The organism is Klebsiella sp. JN_Kp122 (genome assembly GCF_040062085.1).
Lineage (GTDB): Bacteria > Pseudomonadota > Gammaproteobacteria > Enterobacterales > Enterobacteriaceae > Klebsiella > Klebsiella aerogenes.
The window spans coordinates 99,366-124,821 of sequence record NZ_JBEAHW010000019.1; the positions used below are offsets into that span (position 1 = coordinate 99,366).

Genomic DNA, 25,456 nt, shown 5'->3' on the forward strand with positions numbered 1-25,456 from the left:
AATGTATCAGCTTATCCTTGGCCAAATCTCAACGCTTAGCGCCCTGCCGTTACCGACTGGGTTAGCGGCCCAGGCCCCTGATGGCCCGCGGCGGGCAAGCTGGCTTGCCGGGCGCGCGCTGCTGGCGCATGCGGTGGCCCCGCTGGTGGATATTGCGTATGGCGAGCAGGGCAAACCGGCCTTCCCGCCCGGCTGCGGGCGGTGGTTTAACCTTAGCCACAGCGGCGACCAAATTGCCCTGCTGCTGAGCGATGAAGGCGAGGTTGGCTGCGATATCGAAGTCATTCGCCCGCGCAACGGCTGGCAGCGGTTGGCCAACGCCCTGTTTAGCGAGGGCGAGCATCAGGAACTGGAGCGCGAACCGCCGGAGGGGCAGCTAGCCGCCTTTTGGCGAATCTGGACGCGCAAAGAAGCGCTGGTAAAGCAACGCGGCGGCAGCGCCTGGCAGATGGCCTCTGTTGACAGCGCCTTTCGCGACGCGCTGTCATTAAGCCAGATTCAGTATCAAGGGTTAAGTATTGCGGTCTGTACGCCAACGCCGTTCTCGCTGACGGCGGCGCACATTCAATGTTTCAACGGCGCGGCTTGACCGGCCAGAAGATAGTCAGCACGCCGGCGATAATAATCAGCACGCCCAGCAGCGATTGCCAGTAAAACGGCTCGTGCCAGCCGGGCAGCCAGATGGCGGCGGCCCACACCAGAATGTAGCTCAGGCTGAGCAGCGCGTAAGCTTTGGCCAGCGGTAAGCGGTGTAGCGCGAAATACCAGCAGACCATCGACAGCAGATAGCCAACCAGGCCGAAACCCAGGCTGAAGGTACCGGTGCGCAAATGCAGTAGATGATTGAGAAAGGTCAGGATATCGGTCAATGGCGGCAGCTCGACCATCGCGCTGCGCAGTAACAGCTGCGCGCCGCTGACCAGCCCGACGCTCAATAACGCCCAGATTAACCCCATCAGACGCTACTCCCCAGAACGGCGATGCCGACGACGATCAGCCCGACGCCAAGCCAGTGGCGGCGCGCCACCGGCTCGCGCCAGATACCCCATGCCGCCAGCGTTACCCAGACAAAATTGAGGCTCAGCATCGGATAAGCGATACCGACCGGGATCGCCTGCAGCACCCCCAGCCACAGCAGCATACCGCCGCCGAGCGCCAGCAGGGCTAAGCCCAGCCACAGCAAAATATGCCGCCCGCGCCGCCCGCTACGGGACGGCCGGGTCGCCTGCTTCTGGCACAGCTGGCCGGCGCAGCTAAGCAGGCTGGCGAGTACCAGACAGAACCAGACACTCATTGCGGCAGATACTGAATAAATACCACGCGCCCCAGCACGTAGGAGTTATCAGGTTTCGGTAACGCCAGTTCGTTCATCGTTTCACCTTTATCCATCAGCAGCACCAGTGAGATCGGTCCCTGCTGGCGGTGCGCCGCCAGCCAATCAGCAAAAGCTTGAGTCGACACGAATTTGCTCTGCGCATCCGGCCAGCCGAGGCCATATTTTAGCTCCCCCTGCCTTTCATACAGGATGATGTCGTCACGCTTGAGCTCCCACGCCAGCCCCGCGCCGATACCGACGCTGTTGGTCAGTACATAGCGGCTTGGCGCCAGCGATTCGCTAACAATATCCACCAGAAACTGCGGCTGTTTACTGTCGATAACCCGATCCGGGATAGCGAAGCCCACCAGCAGCGCCAGTCCCAGCGGACAGATGGCGGCCAGAGTCCAGCGACGACCGTTGTCTTTTATCGCCAGCCAGCCCATCAGCGCCCATACAGCAAAGGCAATCGCCGCCAGCAGACATTTATACAACTCGATCTTCGTCCAGACCGGTTTATGCATGACGCCCCACGGCGAGACCACCAGCACGGCGACCAGGCCGATCAGACCAAAACCGAGGTTGATCATGCCGTTGATGCGCAGCGCTTTCGCCCCCGCCTTCGCGGCATCCAGCGCGTAGCGGGCCATCAAAATCGACAGCGGCATAAAGCACGGCAGAATGTAGGTCGGCAGTTTTCCCTTGGCGATGCTGAAGAACAGGAACGGCATCGCTATCCAGCCTAACAGATACAGCGCGCCTCGGGCATCATCGCGCTCGCTCCAGCCGCGCTTCAGCGCGCCCGGTAACAGCGCCAACCACGGCAGGCTGCCGGCAATCAGGAACGGAATGTAGTACCAGAACGGCGCTTTATGCTGCGCGTCTTTCTCAGCGAAACGCTGAATATGCTCGACCCAGAAGAAATAGCGCCAGAAATCGGGTTCGCGATTGGCAATAGCCAATCCCCACGGCAGCACCACCAACGTACAGACCGCCACCGCCAGCCAGCCGTAGGTCAGCACTTCGCGCCAGCGTTTACGCGCCATCACCCACGGCAGCACGCCAACCACCGGTACCGCCAGCGCCAGGAAGCCCTTGGTCATCACCCCCATACCGCAGGCGACTCCCAGCAGGACATAACCCAACATCTTCCCGCTGCGGCTCTGCGCCTGGGAGGCTCCCCAGAAGCTGCACATCGCCAGCGCCAGCCACATGGTGATCATCGGATCCAGCACCGCATAGGTTCCGATACCGTATACCAGCATCGCGGTCAGGAAGATAACCGGCGACAGGATCGCCACGCGTTTATCGCGGAAAATACGCCACGCCAGCCACGCCACCAGCAACGCGCTGACGGTAATGGCGAAGACCGAACCGAAACGCACGCCAAAGTTATTATGGCCGAATAGCCACTGGCCAATACTGTTAATCCAGTAACCGGCAATCGGCTTTTCAAAGTAACGCAGGCCCAGCAGATGCGGCACCACCCAGTCGCCGGAGGCCAGCATTTCACGACTGATCTCGGCATAGCGGGTTTCATCAGGCTGCCACAGCAAACGGAAATTTAACGGCAATAAGTAATACAGCGCAAAGAGTACAACCAGAGAGATGCCATAACGAATGCTTTTCATACACCCGAGCCCAGTAATTGTTCACGTCCAAGCCAACCTTCCCGGCCAGCCAGCTCACCACGGACCACTTTGCCTGACGGCAGCTCGCTAAAGTCAGCGGGCAGCAGCTGGCTCAGTGGGCAAAATTGTATTTCTTCTTCCTCCGCCATGGTCAGCAGCGCATCGAACTGATCGGCGTAGGCAATGCCTTCCACTTCGGCGTGGATGGTATAGACCGGCGTTCCCTTGTCACGATGAATGCAGTCCAGCAGATAGCGGTTGAAGCCAGCGGTATCGACGGCGCTACCGACGACTTCATCCCAGGTGGGAAGCGTCACCGGAATTTGTACGGTGCCGGAGGCCCCGCCGCCAATCTGCGGCAGGAATGGCCGCGTGCCGCGACAATCGCTGTTGTAGAGGAAATCGAAGGATTCTTTCGCTTTTACCACCCGCTGGTCGGCACGCCAGCCGGCGACGGCGGAGCAGGTCACCGGGCGGCCGATAATGCGTTCCAGTTCGAGCAGACCGCGTTCAATTTCCAGCGTCAGACGTTCCTGCGGCCAGACGCCGCTCCACGCTTGCCAGCTGTAGTGGTCCCAGGCGTGCAGGCCCACTTCATGGATCTGCGCGGCGGCGCGAATAACCTCTTCGTTACCCGCGCCAATCCTGCGCCCCGGCCACGCGGTGCCGGCCAGCAGAATATCCCAGCCATACAGCGAGGCCGCGTTGGAGCGCAGCATTTTCCACAGAAACTTCGGTTTTACCAGGCGCCATAAATGGCGCCCCATATTGTCCGGCCCGACGCTGAAAAAGAAGCTTGCCTGAATCCCGTGCTTGCCCAGCAGGGCCAGCAGCCGCGGTACGCCATCACGCGTCCCGCGAAAGGTATCGACATCTATGCGTAAGCCGACTTGTTTCATGAGTTTTTATCGTCCGTGAGCTCAACGGTGCGCAGGAAGAAGTCCAGAGTGTGTTCAACGGTCTCTTCCATCTCGACGGTCGGTTCCCAGTTCAGGCAGCGTTTCGCGTTGCGAATGCTCGGTTTACGATGCTCAACATCCTGGTAGCCTTTACCGTAGTAATCGCTGCTTTCCACTTCGCGGAAGCCGGCGAACGGCGGGAAGCGATCGCGCAGCGGATGGCGCTCGAAGCAGGCGAGCAGCATTTCCGCCAGCTCTTTGATGCTCGCTTCGTTTTCCGGGTTACCGATGTTGATGATCTGACCATCGCAGCGACCATCTTTGTTCTCAATGATGCGGAACAACGCTTCGATACCGTCGCTGATATCGGTGAAGCAGCGCTTCTGTTTGCCGCCTTCGATAAGCTTAATCGGCGAACCTTCCACCAGGTTGAGGATCAGCTGAGTGATGGCGCGGGAGCTACCGATACGTGCGGCATTAAGGTTATCCAGACGCGGCCCCATCCAGTTGAACGGACGGAACAGGGTGAACTTGAGGCCGTTCTTATCGCCATAGGCCCAGATCACGCGGTCCAGCAGCTGTTTAGAAACCGAGTAGATCCAACGCTGTTTGTTGATCGGCCCGACCACCAGATTGGAATTATCTTCGTCGAAGTTTTTGTCGGTGCACATGCCGTACACTTCCGAGGTCGACGGGAAGATAATGCGCTTATTATATTTCACGCAGTCACGGATGATCTTCAGGTTCTCTTCGAAATCCAGTTCGAACACGCGCAGCGGGTTACGGGTGTATTCGATAGGCGTCGCGATCGCGACCAGCGGCAGTACCACGTCGCATTTCTTAATATGGTATTCGATCCACTCGGAGTGAATGCTGATATCGCCTTCAACGAAGTGGAAACGCGGGCAGTCGAGGAAACGGCTGATGGCGTCGGAGCCGATATCCAGGCCGTAAATCTCATAGTTGTCGTCCTGCAACAGGCGCTCGGTCAGGTGGTTACCGATAAAGCCGTTAACGCCGAGGATCAGCACGCGGGTACGGCGCTTCACCGCCACCACCGGTTTGCTGCTCAGCACCGCGCTGGTCACCAGCCCCAGCGTCTGCGCCAGCTGGGCGCCCTGCATGTAAACGCCACGTTCGGTCTGGCCGGTGACGATTTCCAGCGCCCCCTGCTGACAGGCAACCACTAGCGGCGCGACGGAGATAACGGTGCCGGGCTTCGCCGCCGGCAGATCGGCGCGCACGCGGGATTTCCAGACGATAAATTTGTTCGCGCCGGCATAGGCGAAGGCGCCCGGCCACGGATCGGATACCGCGCGCACCAGGTTGTGCAGAGTCTGCGCCGGTTTGTCCCAATCGAGACGCCCGTCTTCCGGGGTACGACGGCCAACGTAGGTCGCCTGGCTGTGGTCCTGCGCCCGCTCCTCAGTCTTACTATCACGAATAGCCGGCAGCGCCTGGCCCAGCAGATCGGAGGCGGCGGCACACAGCTTACGGTGCAGCGCCAGCGCCGCGTCATCCGGGCCGATAGCCACAGCTTGTTGAGCGACGATATCGCCTGCGTCGGCGCGGTTAACCATCCGGTGCAGGGTCACACCGGTTTCGCTTTCGCCGTTGACCAGTACCCAATTCAGCGGCGCGCGACCGCGGTATTTCGGCAGCAGAGAACCATGCAGGTTGAAAGCCCCCTTCGGCGCGATATTGAGGATCTCATCGCACAGCAGGTTGCGGTAGTAGAAGGAGAACAGCACATCCGGCTTCATCTCGCGAATACGTTCAATCCACAGCGGATGGTTAACATCTTCCGGCGCCCATACCGGGATACCTTGCTCGGCGGCAATGCGGGCAACGGAACCAAAGAATTGGTTTTCGCCAGGGTTATCCGGATGGGTAAAAATAGCGGCGATGTCATACCCGGCATCCAGCAGTGACTGAATACCTGCGCAACCCATATCGTGATAAGCGAAGACTACTGCTTTCATGAACGATCTTCCTCTTGAGACGCCGTTTCCGGCTGGCGAACAACACGTTGAATAAAGTAACGGGGACGGGCGCGAACATCGTTATAGATGCGGCCGATATACTCCCCGAGCAGGCCCATACCGACAAACTGGGCGCCGATGAACATGAACAGCACGGCGAAGAGCATGAACACCCCTTCCGCCGCCCATTGCGGACCGAAAGCCAGACGCAGCACCACCAGCAGCAGGCCGAAGGCGAAGCCCAACAGGGCTATCACGCTGCCGAAAATACTCAGTAAACGCAGCGGGGTGGTGGTCAGACAGGTCACCAGGTCATACATCAGGTTAATCAGACGCATGAAGCTATATTTGGAGTCGCCGAATTCGCGCTCGGCGTGCATCACCGGGATTTCGACCGCCCGGCGGGCGAAGGTATTCGCCAGAATCGGGATAAAGGTGCTGCGCTCATGGCAGTTGAGCATGGCGTCGATGATATGGCGGCGATAGGCACGCAACATGCAGCCGTAATCGCCCATGGCTTTACCGGTGGTTCGCTGAATCAGGCGGTTAATCATCTTCGAGGCAGATTTACGGAAGATGCTGTCCTGCCGGTTCTGGCGCACGGTACCGACCACGTCATAGCCTTCATCGGCTTTTTCCACCAGCCGCGGGATCTCTTCCGGCGGGTTTTGCAAGTCGGCATCGAGGGTGATGATTAGATCGCCGGTGACATGGCTGAAACCGGCCATAATCGCCGAGTGCTGGCCGTAGTTGCGGTTCAACAGCACCGCCACCACGTGGCTGCCTTCGGCTTCGGCGGCCTCGGTCAGCATGCGCGCGGAATCGTCGCTGCTGCCGTCGTCGATCAGCAGAATTTCATATTGGCGCCCCAGCGTCGCACAGGCGGCGTCGGTGCGACGTAGCAGCTCCGGCAGACTATCCTGTTCGTTATAAACCGGGATAACCACCGAGACTTTTTTTACGGGAGGATAAGTAAGCATATCAACGTCCTGACAACTGATGCAGCGCGGTAATGACGCGGGTGACATCGTCGTCGGTCATATCCGGGAACAGCGGGATGGAACAAATGCGCGCGCTGTTCCATTCGGTATTCGGTAACGAAACTTCAGGAAAACGCTCGCGGTAATACTTTTGCGTATGGGCCGCGCGGAAGTGCAGACCGGTGCCTATACCCATGGCTTTGAGTTTTTCCATCAGGGCATCGCGGCTGATGCCGCAGGCCGCTTCATCAACGCGGATAATAAACAGGTGCCAGGCGTGCTGGTGATCCCATGCCGGAATGGTCAGCGGCTTAAAGGGGGTATCCGCCAGCTCGCGCAGGTAGCGTTGGGCGATTGCAGCGCGACGTTGATTCGCCTGCGCCAGCTTATCCAGCTGCACCAGCGCCAGCGCGGCGTTGATATCGGCCAGATTGTATTTGAAGCCGGGAGTAATCACTTCCGCCTGCGGCGCGCGGCCGTGGGTCTGACGGTCGTAGGCGTCTACGCCCAGGCCGTGGAATTTGAGGCTGCGGATGCGGGAAGCCAGCTCGTCATCATCGGTGACGATAAGCCCCCCTTCGGCGCAGGTCATATTTTTGATCGCGTGGAACGAGAAAATCGCGGTGCCGCGCCAGCCGACGTGGCGGCCTTTATAGTGCGTCCCCGCGGCATGCGCGGCATCTTCGATAACCGGAATACCGTGGCGCTCGCCAACGGCGCGGATCGCGTCGATATCCGCAGGCGCGCCCGCGTAGTGGACGGGTATAATCGCTTTCGTCCGCGAAGTGATCGCCGCTTCCACCGCCTCAGGGGTAATCATCAAATTGTCGTGGTCGACATCGATCATCACCGGCGTAGCGCCCAGCAGACTGATCATATTCAGCGTCGAGACCCAGGTTTGCGAAGGGGTGATCACTTCGTCGCCAGGGCCAATGCCCATCGCCATTAGCGTAACGTGCATACCGCCGGTAGCGGAGCTGACGGCGATGGCGTGGCGGTTGCCGGTCAGTTGGCAAAACGCCTCTTCCAGCGCCTGGTTTTTAGGACCGGTAGTGATCCATCCTGATTGCAAAACTTCACGCAGCGCAGCCAGCTCTGCGTCGCCCATCGACGGGCGCGAAAACGGCAGAAATTCGCTCATCTTTTTCCTGTTCTATTAATAGCCCACTAAAAAAGGGGGCCGGTAGAAAGAAATATCCTGCGCCAGCAGACTTAAACAAAATGAAAATGAAGTCGGTTCACCGCCACATTTCATTCCAGGGTATTTCGACGGTTTTAAATCTAGTCGCTGTTGCTTAGGATAATATTAAGAAATTAATATTTTTCGTGAGAATAGTAATATATCCATGAAAATCATATAGATATAATTCATTATAGCAGGAGATAACAGCAAGAAGCCCCAGTTTCATAGAGAAAACTGGGGCTTAACGGATGAAAGTAAACGAATCGTCAACCATCCCGTAATAAATATTTTTTTACGTTTTAATCTAGCGGAAAAATTAGCGTTAGATCACAGAATTATTTCTGCTGTATTACAAGTTTGCAGGAAAATCTGCGGGTAATTCATTAGCCGGGCAATTAATAACATCGTTATTATCCGGGCCACAATCACGAACAAAAGTGATAGTCGCGAATTCATCAATCACTTCGGTCGGGTAGGCCGGGCCGGCGTCACGATAAGCGTTCATTAACGGAATATGATCGTTCTGGAAGCAGACGGTTTTTTCCGGGTTATTCATGATCCAGCGGGGGAAGAAAATGGTGCCGTGGAACAGTTTGTCGCCCAGGTTGACGATCAGGCTGACGTCGGTACCGGTTGGTTCAGTCCAGGAAATTTTATAAATGCTTTCGCCTACCCGCACGATGTACGCATGCTGGTCTTTCACCCAACGATTAGCAACGATACCGCTGTGAATACGATAGTCCAGAGTGGTGCCATTTTTAACGTAAATTTCGTAGTTCCAGCCGTTGTCGTAGGTATAAACCAGATGTTTACCGATAAAGCCGCTGAGGTCATGTTTGTCAAAAGTGCTCATTATTTATTCTCCTCTGTTTCGTTGAGGTAAGAATACGGCTTTAAAAATTGAATGAATAACGCTATGTTTGGATGAAAATAATCTAATTTTTAGATGAATCATGCACAAGACCACGCTGGAACAATGGGCGCTATTGGAAAAGGTGATTGAGCTGGGCAGCTTTGCCAAAGCCGCGGAAGAGACCAACCGCAGCCAGTCTTCGGTGAGCTATAACCTGGCGCTGCTGCAGGAACGTTTAGGGGTGGCGCTGCTGGCGCCGTCTGGACGACGGGCGGTGCTGACGCCCGCTGGCGAACTGCTGCTTAATCAGGTGAAACCACTACTGAAGGCCTTTTCGTGGGTTGAGACCCACGCCGCGACGCTGCGCAACGGCGCGCGCACCCGCCTGGATCTGGTCGTCGACAGCATTTTTCCCCGCCAGCGGCTCTTCGCCATTCTGCGTCAGTTTCAGCAACGCTACCCGCAAACTCAGGTTCGGCTGACCGAAGTGCTGGAAAACGTCGATGAGGCAAGCGCCGCCCGCAGCGAGGCCGATGTGATGGTCTTAACGCGTCGCCAGGATATTACCGGACGCGGCGAATGGCTGATGAATATCGATTTTATTGCGGTCGCCCATCGCGACCATCCGCTGTCGCAATCGGAAGAACCGCTGGACGACAACGCGCTGGCCCCCTGGCCGCTGATCCGCATTGCCGACCGTAGCGGCGACGCCTCATCCACCCGCGATGCCTGGACCTTTTCTACCATTGATGCCGCCATTGATGCGGTACTGTATCAGGTGGGATTCGGCTGGTTGCCGGAAGAGCGGATACGCGCACACCTGGAACAGGGCGTTCTGAAAGCGCTGCCGCTGAGCCATGGCGCCCGCCGCGCCACGCCGCTGCATTTGATAGTGAAGCGGGACCTGGCGCCGCTCGATGAACAGGTCACCACCCTGCTGGATTTGTTAAGACAATCGTAATCTTACGCTACATATGATTTTGTTATGGTTTTCTCCCATCATATTGATCCAGGTTACTCCTTAAGTATGACAAATTATTAAAATCGTCATACTTTTCGTTCCTTCTGGATGTAAACCTTGTCTATTTTCCGCACCACCTTGCTGGCGCTCTGCGCCTGCATTCCTCTGCTCGCGCCCGCCGCCATGCATGAAATCGCCATCGCCTGGCCGGTTAACGTCGGTCCTCTCAATCCACATCTGTATACGCCGAACCAAATGTTCGCCCAAAGTATGGTGTATGAGCCGTTAGTCAAATATCAGGCCGATGGCCGGGTTACACCCTGGCTGGCTACCCGCTGGCTTCACTCAGCCGATGGTAAAATCTGGCGTTTCACCCTGCGCGATGATGTCTACTTCTCCAACGGCGAACCGTTTAACGCCCAGGCCGCAGTGGCCAATTTCCAGGCGGTGCTGGCCAACCGCCAGCGGCACGCCTGGCTGGAGTTGACCAATCAGATAACCGACGTTCAAGCGCTCAGCGATAACGAACTACAAATCACCCTGAAAAGCGCCTACTACCCGTTCCTGCAGGAACTCGCCCTTCCCCGCCCGTTTCGTTTTATCGCCCCCTCGCAGTTTGTTGACGGTAGTACGCAGCGAGGCATCAAAGCGCCCATCGGCACCGGTCCGTGGATGCTGTCCAGTTCGCAGCTTAATCAGCAGGATGTGCTGGTACGCAACCCGCGCTACTGGGGCAAAAAACCGGCGCTTGAGAAAGTCACCGTGAAAGTGATCCCCGACGCCACCAGCCGGGCGGTCGCCTTTGAAACCGGTGAAGTTGATCTGCTGTACGGTGATGAAGGGCTACTACCGCTGGATACGTTCGCCCGTTTTCGCCAGCAGGACGAGTATCGCACGCGTCTTTCCGCCCCGACGCAAACCGTGATGCTGGCGCTCAATACGCTGCAAGCGCCCACGAATGATTTAGCGGTACGCGAGGCGCTTAACTATGCCGTCAATAAACAGGCGCTTATTGACGGCGTGCTGTACGGCACCCAACAGGTTGCCGACACGCTTTTCGCGCCCTCGGTACCTTACGCGCCGGATGACCTGCCGCCGCGCCGCTTCAATCCGGATAAGGCCCGTACGCTGCTGGAAAATGCCGGCTGGACGCTAACGCCCGGTAAGGATATTCGTGAAAAAGACGGGCACCCGTTGCATCTTGAACTGGCGTTTATCGGCACCGATGCGCTGGCCAAATCGATGGCGGAAATCATCCAGGCCGATCTGCGCCAGGTAGGTATCGATGTTGGGCTGGTCGGCGAAGAGGAGAGCAGTATCTATGCCCGCCAGCACGATGGCCGCTTCACGATGATCTTCAACCATACCTGGGGCGCGCCGTTCGACCCGCACGCGTTTATGAGCTCAATGCGCGTCGCTTCGCACGCCGATTATCAGGCGCAGCGCGGACTGCCGGATAAAGCAGAGATTGATAACGAGATCGGCGAGGTCCTGACTACCACCGACGAGGGCCGCCGTCGCGAACTGTATCGCGATATCCTCACCCGTCTGCACAACGAAGCGGTCTATCTGCCGATAAGCTACGTCTCGCTGATGTCCGTCGCCCGCAAAACGCTGGGCGAAGTGCCCTTCGCGCCGGTGACCACCGATCTGCCGTTAGATCTCATTACGCCGGTGGCGCCATGATGTTGAAATATCTTCTTCGCCGCCTGCTACCGCTACCGCTGATGCTGCTTGCCGCCTCGGCGATCATCTTCCTGTTGTTACGTCTTGGCGCCGGCGACCCGGCACTGGACTATCTGCGCCTCTCTAACGTGCCGCCTACCAGCGAAATGATTGCCGCTACCCGCGAGCAGCTCGGGCTCAATCAGCCGCTGGCGCTGCAGTATCTACACTGGCTGTGGCGCGCGCTGCATCTCGATTTTGGCGTCTCCTACGCCAGCCAGCGCCCGGTGCTGGACGACCTGCTGCATTTTCTGCCCGCGACGCTGCAGCTCACCGGCGCGGCGCTGGTGATTATTCTGCTGACCTCGCTACCGCTGGGGATCTGGGCGGCGCGGCATCGCGACCGCTTGCCTGATTTCGCCGTACGATTGATTGCCTTCCTCGGCGTCTCAATGCCCAACTTCTGGCTGGCATTTTTGCTGGTAATGCTCTTTTCCGTCCATCTGCGCTGGCTACCGGCGATGGGCTACGGCGGCTGGCGACATCTGCTGCTACCGGCGTTTTCCATCGCCCTGATGTCGCTGGCGATCAATGCCCGTCTGCTGCGCGCCAGCATGCTGGAAGTGTCCAGCCAGCGCCACGTGGTCTGGGCGCGTCTGCGCGGGCTGAGCGAGGGTCAGGTGGAGCGGCGACACGTGCTGCGTAACGCGACGTTGCCGGTAGTGACGGCGCTGGGTATGCACATCGGCGAGCTGATCGGCGGGACGATGATCATCGAAAATATCTTCGCCTGGCCCGGCGTCGGTCGCTATGCGGTTTCCGCGATATTCAATCGCGACTACCCAGTGATCCAGTGCTTTACCCTGATGATGGTGGCGGTGTTCGTGCTGGCCAATCTGGCGGTCGACCTGCTTAACGCCGCACTCGATCCGCGCCTACGCCGCCATGAGGAGACCACCGTATGACGCTGTTCGCGACCTTCCGCTGGCCGGTAAAACTGGCGCTACTCACTATTGCGCTGCTGGCGGCAATCGCCATGAGCAGCGGCTGGTGGCTGCCCTATGACCCGGCGGCCATCGATCTCCATCAACGTCTGCTCTCTCCGGGCGACGCCCACTGGCTCGGCACCGATCATCTCGGGCGGGATATTTTCTCGCGCCTTCTCGCCGCCACCCGCGTCTCACTGGGCGCGGTGATGGCCTGCCTGCTGCTGGTGCTGCTGATCGGCCTTACGGTGGGCGGCGCCGCCGGGATGGTGGGCGGACGTGTCGATCGCGGCCTGATGCGCCAGGCCGAGCTGTTTATGACCTTCCCGACTTCAATACTGTCATTCTTTATGGTCGGTGTACTCGGTACCGGTCTTAGCAACGTGATTATCGCCATTGCGCTGTCGCACTGGGCCTGGTACGCAAGGATGGTGCGCAATCTGGTGGTCTCTCTGCGCCAGCGCGAGTTTATTCTCGCCGCGCGCCTGAGCGGCGCGGGACATTGGCCATTGTTTCGTGACCATCTGGCCGGCGCGGTGATCCCTTCGCTGCTGGTGCTCGCCTCGCTGGATATCGGTCATATGATGCTCCACGTAGCCGGGATGTCATTCCTCGGCCTCGGCGTCAGCGCGCCGACGGCGGAATGGGGAGTGATGATCAACGACGCCCGCCAGTACATCTGGACGCAGCCGCTGCAAATGGTCTGGCCCGGACTGGCGCTGTTTATCAGCGTGATGGCTTTTAATCTGGTGGGCGACGCGCTGCGCGATCGTCTCGATCCTCAGCTGATCGCGGAGCATAACCACTGATGCCGCAAAAGATCCAACTGGAACAACTTTCGCTCGTCGCCGACCGTCCGCTGGTCAGCGACGTTTCCCTAACCCTGCGTCGCGGTCAGGTGCTGGCGCTGCTCGGCAGTAGCGGCAGCGGTAAATCGCTGACCTGCGCCGCCACGCTCGGCATTTTACCGCCCGGCGTCAGACAAACCGCGGGCCGGGTGCTGCTCGACGGTATCCCGGTATACGGTGAACAGCTGCGCGGCGCGACCATCGCCACCATTATGCAAAACCCGCGCAGCGCCTTTAATCCGCTGCACACCATGGCGGCGCATGCGCGGGAAACCTGCCGGGCAGCGGGCCACGAGGCCAATAACGTCGCGCTGCTGGCGGCGATGGAAGAGGTGGGGCTGGAAAATCCGCTCTCGCTGCTCAAGCGCTATCCCTTCGAGATGAGCGGGGGCATGCTGCAAAGGATGATGGTGGCCCTGGCCCTGCTCAGCCGCGCGCCGTTTATCATCGCCGACGAACCGACCACCGACCTTGATGCCGTCGCCCAGGCGCGCATTCTCGACCTGCTGGCGGATATCGTCGCCAACCGCGGGCAGGGGCTGCTGCTGGTGACCCATGATATGAGCGTTGTCGCCCGGCTGGCGCATGACGTGGCGGTGATGGAAAACGGCCGTCTTGTTGAACGCTGCGACGTTAACACGCTATTTAGCGCCCCACAGCACCCGCTCAGCCAGCGCCTGCTGGCCGCCCATCTGGCGCTATATGGCCTGGAGAAAACACCATGAATTTACTCAGCGTGAACGCAGTGAGCCACGATTATCCCCACCACGGTGCGGTATTGCGCGATATCCAGTTCGACATCGCCCTCGGTGAAACTGTGGCGCTGCTCGGGCGCAGCGGCTGCGGCAAAAGTACCCTGGCGCGGATGCTGGTCGGTCTCGAAACGCCGCGGTATGGCGAGGTCGCCTGGCGCGGCGCATCGCTGACCTCCCTGAAGGGGGAGGCGATCGGCGCCTTTCGCCGCGATATTCAGCTGGTGTTTCAGGATGCCATTAGCGCGGTGAATCCGCGCAAAACGGTGCGCGAGATTATCAGCGAACCGCTGCGGCACCTGTTTAGTTTATCGCGGGAAGAGCGTATGCAGCGGGTGGAGGAGATGCTGCTGGCGGTTGACCTCGCCCCGGCACTGCTCGACAAGCGTCCGGCGCAGCTCAGCGGCGGACAGCTGCAGCGCGTGTGCCTGGCGCGGGCGCTGGTGGTCGGGCCGCAGCTATTAATTCTCGACGAAGCGGTATCGAATCTCGATCTGATGCTTCAGGCGGATATTATCGCCCTGCTCAAACGCCTGCAGGCGCAGTTCGCCACCGCCTGCCTGTTTATTACCCACGACCTGCGGCTGGTGGAGCGTTTTTGCCAGCGGGTACTGGTGATGGATAGCGGACGCATCGTCGAAACGGCCGCGGTTAGTCTGCCCCTGCGCCTTACATCCGCTGCCGGACAGGCGCTACAGCGTGCGGTACTCCCACCCTTTCCCCGCACTCTGCTTAACGAGGCCATGCCATGCAGCGCGTAACCCTGACTCTGGATGATGATCTGCTGGCCGCGCTCGACGCGCACAGCGCCCACCGCGGGTACCACAACCGCTCGGAAGCGGTGCGCGATATTCTGCGTGACGCGCTCCACCATAATCCGCTACAGCAGCCGGCGCAGCACGGCTATGCGGTCCTGTCGTACGTGTATGAGCATGAAAAACGCGAACTGGCGAGCCGGCTGGTCGCCTCTTCGCATCAGCATCACGATCTCTCGGTCGCCACGTTACATGTCCACATCAATCATGATGACTGTCTGGAGATCGCGGTGCTGAAAGGCAACATGGACGAAGTACAGCATTTTGCCGACGAGGTGATTGCCCAGCGCGGCGTGCGGCATGGGCATTTGCGGTGTTTAGGGGGTGATAAAAACCTTAAAAATTAAGCTGCTAAATCCATAAAAAATTGAGAATGATTTATGTGGTTTATCAACAGTTGATAAACCACATAAACTATACGCTTTGTTAATTATCCCTGTTCGCCAATAATGGCGCCTCATTTAACGATCTCGTTATGGCGAGGCTCCTGCATAAATACAAGTTACCGCCCTGTTGGTATCGAGAGAGACCACTCAGGGAAATACAGGCTTCCATCGAATCAAGGTGTTGCCAAGGTAACTTCTGGCGGTATTAACCGTTCAGATACGTTATGCAGTGCTAAAACCAGGACGTAGGGATCTGCCTGCGCTAACCCTGTCTTGTTCGCCCCTATGAGTGATTTTTTATAGGGATTTTAATCATGTCTTCCATTCAACTCTGCGCCGTGCATCAGGCGACCTCTGGCTTCGACGGCGATGCGATCGCCCAGTACATGCGTACCGACTTTATTACGCTGCAGGAACATTTCAGCGTCCATGAGGCGCGTGAACACTTTATCTCGCAGCTCGCCAGCGACGATATTCCCGGCCAGGTATTTGTCGTCGCCGGTAACAAGCTGCGCGGCAGCTTATCAGTCAAAAAACTTTTGCAGGAGGCAGAGGCAGGCCAGTCTATTCGCTACCTGATGGACAGCTGTCTGTTTCGCGTCAAACCCGACGATGAGCGCCCTCAGGTTATTGCCGAACTCACCGAGCGCGGCCTCGATCTGGTGCCGGTTGTCGATAAAGGCGAGCTGGTCGGCTGCCTGATGGAAAAAGAAATTGCCCATCTGCTGGAGGATGACGTCACCGAAGACGCCCAGCTGCAGGGGGCGACGCTACCGCTGGAAAAACCGTATCTGGAAATCAGTCCGTGGACGCTGTGGAAGAAACGCTCGGTCTGGCTGCTACTGTTATTTGTTGCCGAAGCCTACACCAGCAGCGTGCTGCAGCATTTTGAAGAGGCGCTGGAATCGGCCATCGCACTGGCCTTCTTCATCCCGTTACTGATCGGCACCGGCGGCAACAGCGGAACTCAGATCACCTCAACGCTGGTGCGTTCGATGGCGCTGGGTGAAGTCCGTTTACGTGACATGGGACGGGTTATCCGCAAAGAGGTGTCGACCTCGTTTCTGATTGCCCTGACCCTGGGTCTGGCGGGCTGCCTGCGCGCCTGGATGATGGGGATTGGCATGGAAATCACGCTGATCGTCAGCCTGACGCTGGTCTGCATTACTTTGTGGAGCGCGGTGGTGTCTTCGGTTATTCCGATGCTGCTTAAGCGGATCGGTATCGACCCGGCGGTGGTTTCCGCGCCGTTTATCGCCACGCTGATAGATGGCACCGGGCTGATTATCTATTTCAAAATCGCCCAGTATTTTCTTGGGTTGAACTGATCGAAACAGCCCGGGCGCCAGGGTGCCCCGGGCTCTCTGATTAAGCTTCCGCCAGCGCCTGCGCGCAGGCCCAGGCGCTTGACCACGCCCACTGGAAGTTATAGCCGCCAAGCCAGCCGGTGACGTCCATCACTTCACCGATAAAGTAAAGCCCCGGCGCTTTGCGCGCCTCCATGGTGCGTGACGAAAGCTCATTGGTATCCACGCCGCCGAGGGTCACTTCCGCGGTACGATAACCTTCAGTTCCGTTCGGCTGCACGCGCCACGCGGTTAGCGTCTCCACCAGCGCCTGCTGATCGCGAACGTTCAGTTGCTTCAGTGTCACATCAGGTATCTGCCCAAGCTGCTGTAAACATTCGACCAGCCGCTTCGGCAGCTGCATCGCGAGGGTGTTTTTCAGGCTTTGGTTGGGATGAGCGCCCCGCTGCTCGTTGAGGAACGCCTCAAGATCGCAGTCCGGCAGCAGGTTGACGGTGACAAACTCGCCGGGCTGCCAGTAGCTGGAAATCTGCAGCACCGCCGGGCCGGAAAGGCCACGATGGGTAAACAGCAGGTTTTCGCGAAACAGCGTACCGTTCTCGGCGGTAATCGTAGAGGGCACCGAAACGCCGGAAAGCACCTGCAGCTGCTCAAGCAGCGGTTTATGCAGGGTAAACGGCACCAGCCCGGCGCGGGTCGGCAGCACCTTCAGACCGAACTGTTCGGCCACCTTGTAACCAAACGGCGACGCGCCCAGTCCCGGCATCGACAGGCCGCCGGAAGCGATCACCAGCTTCTTCGCCGTCAGCATTTCGCCGTTCACCTGTAGCCGGTAGCCTTGTTCATCGCGTTCGACGCTGAGAATTTCGCTGCGCAGACGGATCTGTACGCCGCCTTTTTCACATTCCGACAGCAGCAGATTGACGATTTGCTCCGCGGAATCATCGCAAAACAGCTGACCTAAGGTCTTCTCATGCCAGGCAATACCATATTTGCCAACCAGTTCGATAAAGTCCCACTGGGTATAGCGCGCCAGCGCAGATTTGCAAAAATGCGGGTTTTGGCTGAGATATGCCGCGGGTTCGACATACATGTTAGTAAAGTTGCAGCGGCCGCCGCCGGACATCAGGATTTTGCGCCCCGGCTTTTTGCCATTATCGAGCAGCAGCACCCGGCAGCCCAACTGCCCCGCCTGCGCCGCACAAAACATTCCCGCCGCACCGGCGCCGATCACAATGGCATCAAACCTTTCCACTCAACTTTCCTCATTCCCCAATTGTCGGGAATTGTAAATATTTCACTCTGGTCACACCAGCACGAAAAAAACAACATTCAGTTACGTCTTTGAAAGATATAGGATTACTCCCAACCGGGTAGAAACCAAACAGGAAGAAAATCAAAAAAAGTCTATATTTCACTTTGCCCGCGCCGCTAAAGTCACTGATAATGCGCCGCGTTCATGTCCTCAAAATGGCGTAACGTCCTATGCTACATTTATTTGCCGGTCTGGATTTACATACCGGACTATTATTATTGCTTGCTTTAGCTTTTGTACTGTTTTACGAAGCGATTAACGGTTTTCATGATACCGCAAACGCAGTTGCAACGGTGATTTACACTCGCGCAATGCGGTCGCAGCTTGCTGTTGCGATGGCGGCACTCTTCAACTTTTTCGGCGTTCTGCTGGGCGGTCTCAGCGTAGCCTATGCCATCGTGCATATGCTGCCAACGGACCTGCTGCTTAACATGGGTTCCGCACATGGCCTCGCCATGGTGTTCTCTATGCTGCTGGCGGCAATCATCTGGAACCTCGGAACCTGGTATTTCGGCCTACCGGCCTCCAGTTCTCACACCCTGATTGGCGCTATCATCGGTATTGGTTTAACCAATGCGCTGATGACCGGTACTTCAGTGGTGGATGCGCTGAATATCCCGAAAGTCATCGGCATTTTTGCCTCACTTATCGTCTCGCCGATTGTTGGCCTGGTGGTAGCGGGCGGCCTGATTTTCATTCTGCGTCGTTACTGGAGCGGTACCAAAAAACGCGCTCGTATCCACCTGACCCCAGCGGAACGCGAAAAGAAAGACGGTAAGAAAAAACCGCCGTTCTGGACCCGTATCGCGCTGATCCTGTCCGCTATCGGCGTGTCGTTCTCGCACGGCGCCAACGATGGGCAGAAAGGCATTGGTCTGGTCATGCTGGTACTGATTGGCGTCGCGCCGGCGGGCTTCGTGGTCAACATGAACGCGTCTGGTTACGAAATCACTCGTACCCGCGATGCGGTCAACAACGTGGAAACCTTCTTCCAACAGCGCCCTGAGCTGCTGAAGAAAGCCACCGGCGTTGATCAACTGGTTCCTTCACCGGAAACCAATACCGCGGCCAACGGCGAGTTTCACTGCCATCCGGCGAACACCATCAACGCGCTTGACCGCGTGAAGACAATGCTCACCGGTACGGAAAGCTACGATACACTGTCAGTGGATCAGCGCGGCCAGCTGCGTCGCATTATGCTCTGCATCTCCGACACCACCGACAAAGTGGCCAAACTGCCGGATGTGAGCACTGACGACCAGCGCCTGCTGAAGAAACTGAAAACCGATATGCTAAGCACCATCGAGTACGCGCCAATCTGGATCATTATGGCGGTCGCGCTGGCGCTGGGTATTGGCACCATGATCGGCTGGCGCCGCGTGGCGACCACCATCGGCGAGAAGATTGGTAAGAAGGGTATGACCTACGCGCAAGGTATGTCCGCCCAGATGACCGCCGCGGTTTCTATCGGCCTTGCCAGCTACACCGGCATGCCGGTTTCCACCACCCACGTGCTCTCTTCCTCGGTTGCGGGGACGATGCTCGTTGATGGCGGTGGTCTGCAGAAGAAAACCGTCACCAGCATCCTGATGGCATGGGTACTCACCCTGCCGGCAGCCATTTTGCTGTCAGGCGTGCTGTACTGGCTGGCTCTGAAGCTTATCTAAGCAATAGCCATGCGAAAAATGGGTCAGGAAACTGGCCCATTTTTTTTGCACTCAATTCAGGCAGCTCAATGCCAGATAAGCAGTGCAATCATACTCACCAGCACCAGACCACACAGCGCGCTGGTCAGGATGAACTGCCGGCGAACACGCTCACAGCGACGAATAAACTCGTCATCATGATGATCGCGATATCGTTGGGCATAGATATACCAAACCAGCCGCATTTGTTTACTGGGCTGCCCATGCGAGGTGAAAAAACCTCCGCCATCAACATATTGATAGAGCAAGGGATCGCAACCACGTAGCACAACCAATAATGCACGCAACGATGAGAAGTAACGTGCCATATTCACCACACAAACGATACACAGGGCCCAAAACAGCGCAACAGTGCTGATCATACTTCCTCCCCGGCGACCCATCCACGGAGATCCCTCCGGGACTACCGCTCCCCAATATCATCCAACCCACCGTACAGTAAAAGAGTGCGATTCCGGTCACGTTTATTTATCCGACCGGCTCATTAAATAGTGTAGGAGATCAGTTAATTTTTTTACCACAAGGTTAATCGTTATCAATACGTAAGACGGAATAATTTGTTTAACTAACGGTGAACCAGGTGCATTGACGGAGTGCGAGGGGCGCTATATTGTAGAAATTATCTTCTACAATTAAGTCCTTAAAGGCTTACCCCCCGCGAATCTAGCTTGCAGGACGCGGGCGAATCGACAGCACAGGCTGTCTGGTCCAACGGTCATCGACAACTTATGGAAGGAGTAACACTATGGCTTACAAACACATTCTTATTGCAGTAGACCTATCACCGGAAAGCAAAGTGCTGGTAGAGAAAGCGGTTTCTATGGCGCGTCCCTACAATGCGAAAGTTTCCCTGATTCACGTGGATGTGAATTACTCCGACCTCTACACCGGTCTTATCGATGTCAATCTGGGCGACATGCAGAAACGCATCTCTGAAGAGACGCACCACGCGCTGACCGAGCTTTCCACCAACGCTGGCTACCCGATTACCGAAACCCTGAGCGGCAGCGGCGATCTTGGCCAGGTGCTGGTCGACGCGATTAAAAAATATGATATGGATCTGGTGGTCTGCGGTCACCATCAGGACTTCTGGAGCAAGCTGATGTCCTCCGCGCGTCAGCTGATCAACACCGTTCACGTTGATATGCTGATCGTACCGCTGCGCGACGAAGAAGACGAATAATCGCTTTTCCTCGCCAGCCAACGCCCGCGCCTGCGGGCGTTTTTGTTTTTATGCTACATCCCACCTGAATCCCATTGACCCCATCAGGATATCAATCCAGATAGTTAATATCGGTTAGTGTGATCAACCATTTATTAGAATTAATATCTATATAATAATCTATACATTCAGCCAATGGCCGCATCATCATGGGTCATCAGACTTTTTCGGCGCGTTTTGGCAGACGCGTTCATACTTTTTGGGATAGCACTAAAAGGCGAAGGAATATGAAAACAACTGCACCTACGGGTTTGCTACAGCAACCCCGTCCGTTCTTCATGATTTTTTTTGTAGAGTTATGGGAGCGTTTTGGCTATTACGGCGTCCAGGGCATCCTGGCGGTGTTCTTTGTTAAACAGCTTGGTTTCTCTCAGGAACAGGCATTTATCACCTTTGGCGCCTTTGCGGCGCTGGTCTACGGCCTCATTTCCATCGGCGGCTATGTCGGTGACCATCTGCTTGGAACCAAACGCACGCTGGTGCTCGGCGCCATCGTGCTGGCTATCGGCTACTTTATGACCGGTCTGTCGCTGCTCAAACCCGACCTTATCTTTATCGCGCTTGGCACTATCGCCGTCGGCAACGGGCTGTTTAAAGCCAATCCCGCGAGCCTGCTATCAAAATGCTATCCGCCTAAAGATGCCCGTCTCGACGGCGCCTTCACCCTGTTTTATATGTCGATTAACATCGGTTCGCTGCTGTCGCTGTCGCTGGCGCCGGTTATTGCCGATAAGTTCGGCTATGCGGTGACCTACAATCTGTGCGGCGCCGGGCTTATCGTCGCGCTGCTGGTCTACTTCGCCTGCCGCGGAATGGTGAAAGATATCGGTTCAACCCCGGATCATCAGCCGCTGAGTTTCCGTAATCTGCTGTATGTGCTGGTCGGCACCGTAGTGATGATTTTCCTCTGCGCCTGGCTGATGCATAACGTTAAAATCGCCAACCTGGTGCTGATTGTGCTGTCCATCGTGGTGACGATTTTCTTCTTCCGCGAAGCTTTCCGCCTCGATAAAACCGGCCGCAACAAGATGTTCGTCGCCTTCATCCTGATGCTCGAAGCGGTGGTGTTTTATATCCTGTACGCCCAGATGCCAACCTCGCTCAACTTCTTCGCCATCAATAACGTGCATCACAACATTCTCGGCATCGCGATTAACCCGGTGAGTTTCCAGGCGTTGAACCCGTTCTGGGTGGTGGTCGCCAGCCCGGTACTGGCGGCTATCTACACCCGTCTTGGCAACAAAGGTAAAGACCTGACCATGCCGATGAAATTCACTCTCGGCATGTTCCTCTGCGCGCTGGGCTTCCTGACCGCCGCGGCGGCCGGGATGTGGTTTGCTGACCCGCAGGGGCTCACTTCGCCATGGTTTATCGTGCTGGTTTATCTGTTCCAGAGTCTCGGCGAACTGCTGATTAGCGCCCTGGGCCTGGCGATGGTTGCCGCGCTGGTTCCGCAGCGGCTGATGGGCTTTATTCTGGGGATGTGGTTCCTGACTCAGGCCGCCGCGTTCCTGATGGGCGGCTATGTCGCGACCTTCACCGCGGTACCAGAAAATATAACCGACCCGCTGCAGACGCTGCCGATCTACACCAACGTGTTTAGTAAAATTGGCCTCGTGACCCTGGCGGTGACGGTGGTGATGGCCTTTATGGTGCCATGGCTGAACCGGATGATTAATACCCCGGCCAGCGCCGAGTAACCGTTTGAGATGGCCGATCCGCTGGCGCCGTTTGTTTAAATATTGCCGTTCCCGGCTCGCGCTACAATTTGGTAGCCCGGATAAGGCGCTTTGCGCCGCTATCCGGGTGATATCACAACGGCGAAAAATTACGCCGGCGTACCGGCGTAAATATCAAACCGATGTCCTTTGGTCACCACCGCGTTAGGCGTGGCGACATCCGCCAGCGGCGGCGCATAGTCCGGACGCTTCACCACCACTCGTTTGGTCGCCAGCTGTCGAGCCGGCGCCAACAGACCATCGGCGTCTAAATCCGGCCCCACCAGCGACTGAAATACCCGCATCTCTTTTTTGACCAGCGCGCTTTTCTGCTTATGGGGAAACATCGGATCCAGATACACCACCTGTGGGCGCGGGGTGATATCGGTCAACGCATTGAGGCTGGATGCATGAATCAACTGTAAGCGCTCCTGCAGCCAGCCGCCGATCTCCGCATCGGCATAGCCACGTTTCAAACCATCGTCGAGCAGCGCGGCGACCACCGGGTTACGCTCAAGCATCCGCACGCGGCAGCCGACCGACGCCAGCACGAAGGCATCGCGCCCCAGGCCGGCGGTGGCGTCAACCACATCCGGCAGATAATCGCCTTTAATACCTACCGCTTTGGCTACCGCTTCACCGCGGCCGCCGCCAAACTTGCGGCGATGAGCCATCGCGCCGCCGACGAAATCGACAAAGATGCCGCCAAGCTTTGGCTCATCGCGCTTACGCAGCTCCAGATGCTCGTCCGTCAGCACCAGCGCCATCGGATTCTCTGCATCATGCTCCAGCCCCCAACGGGCGGCCAAAACAGATAAGGCGCCGTCACCGGCGCCTGTTTCATCAATTAAGCAGATTTTCACGTAGCAATCAGCCTTTGATCCCGTAATGCTCAAGCATCGCGTCCAGCTGCGGCTCGCGCCCGCGGAAGCGTTTGAACAGCTCCATGGGCTCTTCGGAACCGCCGCGGCTCAGGATATTGTCGAGGAATGATTGACCGGTTTCACGGTTGAAAATTCCCTCTTCTTCGAAGCGCGAGAAGGCATCCGCCGCCAACACATCGGCCCACAGGTAGCTGTAGTAGCCCGCCGCGTAGCCACCCGCAAAGATGTGGCTGAACGCATGCGGGAAGCGGCCCCAGGTTGGGCCCGGCACCACGGCGACCTGCTTTTTAATCTCGGCCAGGGTCTCGAGGATTTTCGCCCCCTGCTCCGGCGAGTATTCCGCGTGTAGACGGAAATCGAACAGACCGAACTCCAGCTGGCGGAGAATAAACATCGCCGCCTGGTAGTTTTTCGCCGCCAGCATTTTCTCCAGCAGTTCCTGCGGCAGCGGTTCACCGGTTTCGTAATGCCCGGAGATAAACGCCAGCGCTTCCGGCTCCCAGCACCAGTTTTCCATAAACTGGCTCGGCAGCTCGACCGCATCCCACGGCACCCCGCTGATGCCGGAAACACCAGCAGTATCAATGCGGGTCAGCATGTGGTGCAGACCATGGCCAAACTCGTGGAACAGGGTAATCACTTCATCGTGCGTGAACAGCGCCGGTTTGCCGTTTACCGGGCGGTTGAAGTTACAGGTCAGATAAGCGACCGGTTTTTGCAGGGAACCATCCAGCTTACGCATCTGGCCGACGCAGTCGTCCATCCACGCCCCGCCGCGTTTATGTTCGCGGGCATACAGGTCAAGATAGAAGCTGCCGCGCAGCTCGCTATTTTCGTCATACAGCTCGAAGAAACGCACTTCCGGATGCCACACATCGACATCGGTACGCTCTTTGGCGGTAATGCCATAAATACGCTTAACCACTTCAAACAGGCCGTTAACGGCTTTGTTTTCCGGGAAATACGGGCGCAGTTGCTCATCGCTAATGCTGTAGAGATGCTGTTTCTGTTTTTCGCTGTAGTAAGCGATATCCCACGGCTGCAGTTCATCGACGCCAAACTCGGCTTTGGCGAAAGCACGCAGCTGAGCCAGCTCTTTTTCGCCCTGCGGACGCGCGCGTTTTGCCAGGTCGGTCAGGAAATCGAGAACCTGCTGCGGATTTTCAGCCATTTTGGTGGCCAGAGATTTAAAGGCGTAGCTGTCAAAGCCCAGCAGTTGCGCCAGCTCGTGACGCAGCGCGAGGATCTCCGCCATCACCGGGCTGTTATCCCATTTCCCGGCGTTCGGGCCCTGATCGGAGGCGCGGGTGGAATAAGCGCGATACATCTCTTCGCGCAGCGCCTGATTGTCGCAGTAGGTCATCACCGGCAGATAGCTCGGAATATCCAGCGTCAGCAGATATCCTTCCTGCTCTTTCGCCTGCGCCTGGGCCTGAGCGGCGGCCAGCGCGCTTTCCGGCATGCCTGCGAGATCGGCGACGTCGGTCACCAGCTTGTTCCAGCCCATGGTGGCATCAAGCACGTTGTTGCTGTACAGATTGCCAAGCTCAGAGAGGCGCGCGGCGATTTCACCGTAGCGTTTCTGCGCTTCTGCCGGCAGGCCAATCCCGGATAATTCAAAATCGCGCAGCGCGTTATCGACCGCCTTTTTCTGCGCGGTGTTCAACGTGGCGTAGTTATCGCCGTCGCGCAGGTCGCGGTAGGCTTTATACAGGCCTTCATGCTGGCCGACCCAGGTGCTGTACTCGGAGAGCAGCGGCAGCGTCTGTTCGTAGGCTTCACGCAGCTCCGGGCTGTTTTTTACCGAATTCAAATGGCTGATTGGCGAGAAGATGCGTCCCAGCACATCGTCCACTTCCGCCAGCGGCTGGCAAAGATTTTCCCAGCTATACGGCGCGCCGTGCGCCACCGCGCTTTCCACCGCGGCCCGGCAATCATCCAGCGCTTTGGTGACCGCAGGGACCACGTGCTCCGGTTTAATTGCAGAAAATGGCGGCAATGAAAAAGGCGTCAGTAATGGATTGGTCATATGCGCTGTCCTGTTGAAG

Annotated in this window: 24 protein-coding genes and 1 riboswitch; of the genes, 12 read left to right on the plus strand and 12 right to left on the minus strand. The window is 57.4% G+C overall.

All coding sequences use genetic code 11. The annotated features are described in order from the left end of the window. The first annotated feature begins 1 nt into the window (after position 1). Positions 2-589 (plus strand): 4'-phosphopantetheinyl transferase AcpT, encoded by a 588-nt coding sequence (gene acpT, locus ABLU78_RS07850; protein WP_048229938.1) that lies wholly within the window; start codon positions 2-4, stop codon positions 587-589. Here acpT and arnF read toward each other — a convergent pair. From arnF to ABLU78_RS07890, 8 genes are all read right to left on the minus strand, one after another. Continuing rightward, on the minus strand, positions 573-956 hold the full coding sequence (gene arnF / locus ABLU78_RS07855) for a 4-amino-4-deoxy-L-arabinose-phosphoundecaprenol flippase subunit ArnF (RefSeq protein ID WP_032713142.1): 384 nt from the start codon (positions 954-956) through the stop codon (positions 573-575). The genes acpT and arnF overlap by 17 nt on opposite strands. Beyond that, positions 956-1,294, minus strand: a complete 339-nt coding sequence (gene arnE, locus ABLU78_RS07860) for a 4-amino-4-deoxy-L-arabinose-phosphoundecaprenol flippase subunit ArnE (protein WP_048229937.1) — start codon at positions 1,292-1,294, stop codon at positions 956-958. Before arnE ends, arnF begins: the two co-directional genes overlap by 1 nt. Beyond that, a complete protein-coding gene (arnT, locus tag ABLU78_RS07865; RefSeq protein WP_048229935.1) occupies positions 1,291-2,946 on the minus strand; it encodes a lipid IV(A) 4-amino-4-deoxy-L-arabinosyltransferase in 1,656 nt (551 codons plus the stop codon). The genes arnE and arnT overlap by 4 nt, the downstream gene beginning before the upstream one ends. Further along, positions 2,943-3,845 carry a 4-deoxy-4-formamido-L-arabinose-phosphoundecaprenol deformylase gene (gene arnD, locus ABLU78_RS07870; protein ID WP_047076083.1) on the minus strand — a complete coding sequence of 301 codons (903 nt, stop codon included), beginning with the start codon at positions 3,843-3,845 and terminating at the stop codon, positions 2,943-2,945. Before arnD ends, arnT begins: the two co-directional genes overlap by 4 nt. Further along, a complete protein-coding gene (gene arnA, locus ABLU78_RS07875; RefSeq protein ID WP_048229933.1) occupies positions 3,842-5,827 on the minus strand; it encodes a bifunctional UDP-4-amino-4-deoxy-L-arabinose formyltransferase/UDP-glucuronic acid oxidase ArnA in 1,986 nt (661 codons plus the stop codon). Before arnA ends, arnD begins: the two co-directional genes overlap by 4 nt. Next, entirely contained in the window at positions 5,824-6,807 is a 984-nt protein-coding gene (gene arnC, locus ABLU78_RS07880; protein WP_045397114.1) for an undecaprenyl-phosphate 4-deoxy-4-formamido-L-arabinose transferase, read from the minus strand. The genes arnA and arnC overlap by 4 nt, the downstream gene beginning before the upstream one ends. 1 nt (position 6,808) lies before the next feature. After that, entirely contained in the window at positions 6,809-7,948 is a 1,140-nt protein-coding gene (gene arnB, locus ABLU78_RS07885) for a UDP-4-amino-4-deoxy-L-arabinose aminotransferase (protein ID WP_048229931.1), read from the minus strand. Between the two features lie 391 nt (positions 7,949-8,339). Then, positions 8,340-8,846, minus strand: a complete 507-nt coding sequence (locus ABLU78_RS07890; protein ID WP_161799875.1) for a phenolic acid decarboxylase — start codon at positions 8,844-8,846, stop codon at positions 8,340-8,342. 97 nt (positions 8,847-8,943) lie between these two features. Here ABLU78_RS07890 and ABLU78_RS07895 point away from each other — a divergent pair, with 97 nt between their 5' ends. The 8 genes from ABLU78_RS07895 to ABLU78_RS07930 all read left to right on the plus strand — a co-directional run bounded on the left by ABLU78_RS07895 (position 8,944) and on the right by ABLU78_RS07930 (position 16,584). Then, a complete protein-coding gene (locus tag ABLU78_RS07895; RefSeq protein ID WP_032713133.1) occupies positions 8,944-9,804 on the plus strand; it encodes a LysR family transcriptional regulator in 861 nt (286 codons plus the stop codon). Positions 9,805-9,921: 117 nt separating this feature from the next. Further along, entirely contained in the window at positions 9,922-11,490 is a 1,569-nt protein-coding gene (gene nikA / locus ABLU78_RS07900; protein ID WP_048229930.1) for a nickel ABC transporter substrate-binding protein, read from the plus strand. Next, a complete protein-coding gene (nikB, locus tag ABLU78_RS07905) occupies positions 11,490-12,434 on the plus strand; it encodes a nickel ABC transporter permease subunit NikB (RefSeq protein ID WP_048230039.1) in 945 nt (314 codons plus the stop codon). The genes nikA and nikB overlap by 1 nt, the downstream gene beginning before the upstream one ends. After that, positions 12,431-13,264, plus strand: coding sequence for a nickel ABC transporter permease subunit NikC (nikC, locus tag ABLU78_RS07910; RefSeq protein WP_048229928.1), 834 nt, complete (start codon positions 12,431-12,433; stop codon positions 13,262-13,264). Before nikB ends, nikC begins: the two co-directional genes overlap by 4 nt. Then, entirely contained in the window at positions 13,264-14,028 is a 765-nt protein-coding gene (locus ABLU78_RS07915) for a nickel import ATP-binding protein NikD (RefSeq protein ID WP_045365077.1), read from the plus strand. The genes nikC and ABLU78_RS07915 overlap by 1 nt, the downstream gene beginning before the upstream one ends. Continuing rightward, positions 14,025-14,816 (plus strand): nickel import ATP-binding protein NikE, encoded by a 792-nt coding sequence (gene nikE, locus ABLU78_RS07920; protein WP_045365080.1) that lies wholly within the window; start codon positions 14,025-14,027, stop codon positions 14,814-14,816. Before ABLU78_RS07915 ends, nikE begins: the two co-directional genes overlap by 4 nt. After that, the gene (gene nikR / locus ABLU78_RS07925) at positions 14,804-15,217 is read left to right on the plus strand and encodes a nickel-responsive transcriptional regulator NikR (RefSeq protein ID WP_348820375.1); all 414 of its coding nucleotides are present in this window, start codon (positions 14,804-14,806) and stop codon (positions 15,215-15,217) included. Before nikE ends, nikR begins: the two co-directional genes overlap by 13 nt. A gap of 115 nt (positions 15,218-15,332) precedes the next feature. Continuing rightward, positions 15,333-15,514: riboswitch (M-box (ykoK) riboswitch) on the plus strand. A 56-nt stretch (positions 15,515-15,570) separates the two neighbouring features. After that, entirely contained in the window at positions 15,571-16,584 is a 1,014-nt protein-coding gene (locus ABLU78_RS07930; protein ID WP_048229924.1) for a magnesium transporter, read from the plus strand. 40 nt (positions 16,585-16,624) lie between these two features. Here the strand turns inward: ABLU78_RS07930 and ABLU78_RS07935 are convergent, their stop codons facing one another. Then, complete coding sequence (locus ABLU78_RS07935; RefSeq protein ID WP_048229922.1) at positions 16,625-17,818, minus strand: NAD(P)/FAD-dependent oxidoreductase; 1,194 nt, start codon at positions 17,816-17,818, stop codon at positions 16,625-16,627. Between the two features lie 230 nt (positions 17,819-18,048). On the opposite strand from ABLU78_RS07935, the gene pitA reads away from it, so the two are divergent. Further along, positions 18,049-19,545 carry an inorganic phosphate transporter PitA gene (gene pitA / locus ABLU78_RS07940; protein ID WP_015369272.1) on the plus strand — a complete coding sequence of 499 codons (1,497 nt, stop codon included), beginning with the start codon at positions 18,049-18,051 and terminating at the stop codon, positions 19,543-19,545. 65 nt (positions 19,546-19,610) lie between these two features. On the opposite strand, the gene uspB is transcribed toward pitA, so the two are convergent. After that, a complete protein-coding gene (gene uspB / locus ABLU78_RS07945) occupies positions 19,611-19,946 on the minus strand; it encodes a universal stress protein UspB (protein WP_015703743.1) in 336 nt (111 codons plus the stop codon). A 383-nt stretch (positions 19,947-20,329) separates the two neighbouring features. Between uspB and uspA the strand changes: the two genes are divergently transcribed. Continuing rightward, positions 20,330-20,767: a universal stress protein UspA gene (uspA, locus tag ABLU78_RS07950; protein ID WP_004145166.1), complete on the plus strand. Its 438-nt coding sequence runs from the start codon at positions 20,330-20,332 to the stop codon at positions 20,765-20,767. Positions 20,768-21,033: 266 nt separating this feature from the next. Further along, positions 21,034-22,506 (plus strand): dipeptide/tripeptide permease DtpB, encoded by a 1,473-nt coding sequence (dtpB, locus tag ABLU78_RS07955; RefSeq protein WP_048229920.1) that lies wholly within the window; start codon positions 21,034-21,036, stop codon positions 22,504-22,506. A 128-nt stretch (positions 22,507-22,634) separates the two neighbouring features. Here the strand turns inward: dtpB and rsmJ are convergent, their stop codons facing one another. Together rsmJ and prlC are read right to left on the minus strand one after the other, a co-directional pair. Further along, the gene (rsmJ, locus tag ABLU78_RS07960; protein ID WP_015369267.1) at positions 22,635-23,387 is read right to left on the minus strand and encodes a 16S rRNA (guanine(1516)-N(2))-methyltransferase RsmJ; all 753 of its coding nucleotides are present in this window, start codon (positions 23,385-23,387) and stop codon (positions 22,635-22,637) included. A 7-nt stretch (positions 23,388-23,394) separates the two neighbouring features. Next, the gene (gene prlC / locus ABLU78_RS07965; RefSeq protein WP_048229919.1) at positions 23,395-25,437 is read right to left on the minus strand and encodes an oligopeptidase A; all 2,043 of its coding nucleotides are present in this window, start codon (positions 25,435-25,437) and stop codon (positions 23,395-23,397) included. Between the last annotated feature and the right edge of the window lie 19 nt (positions 25,438-25,456).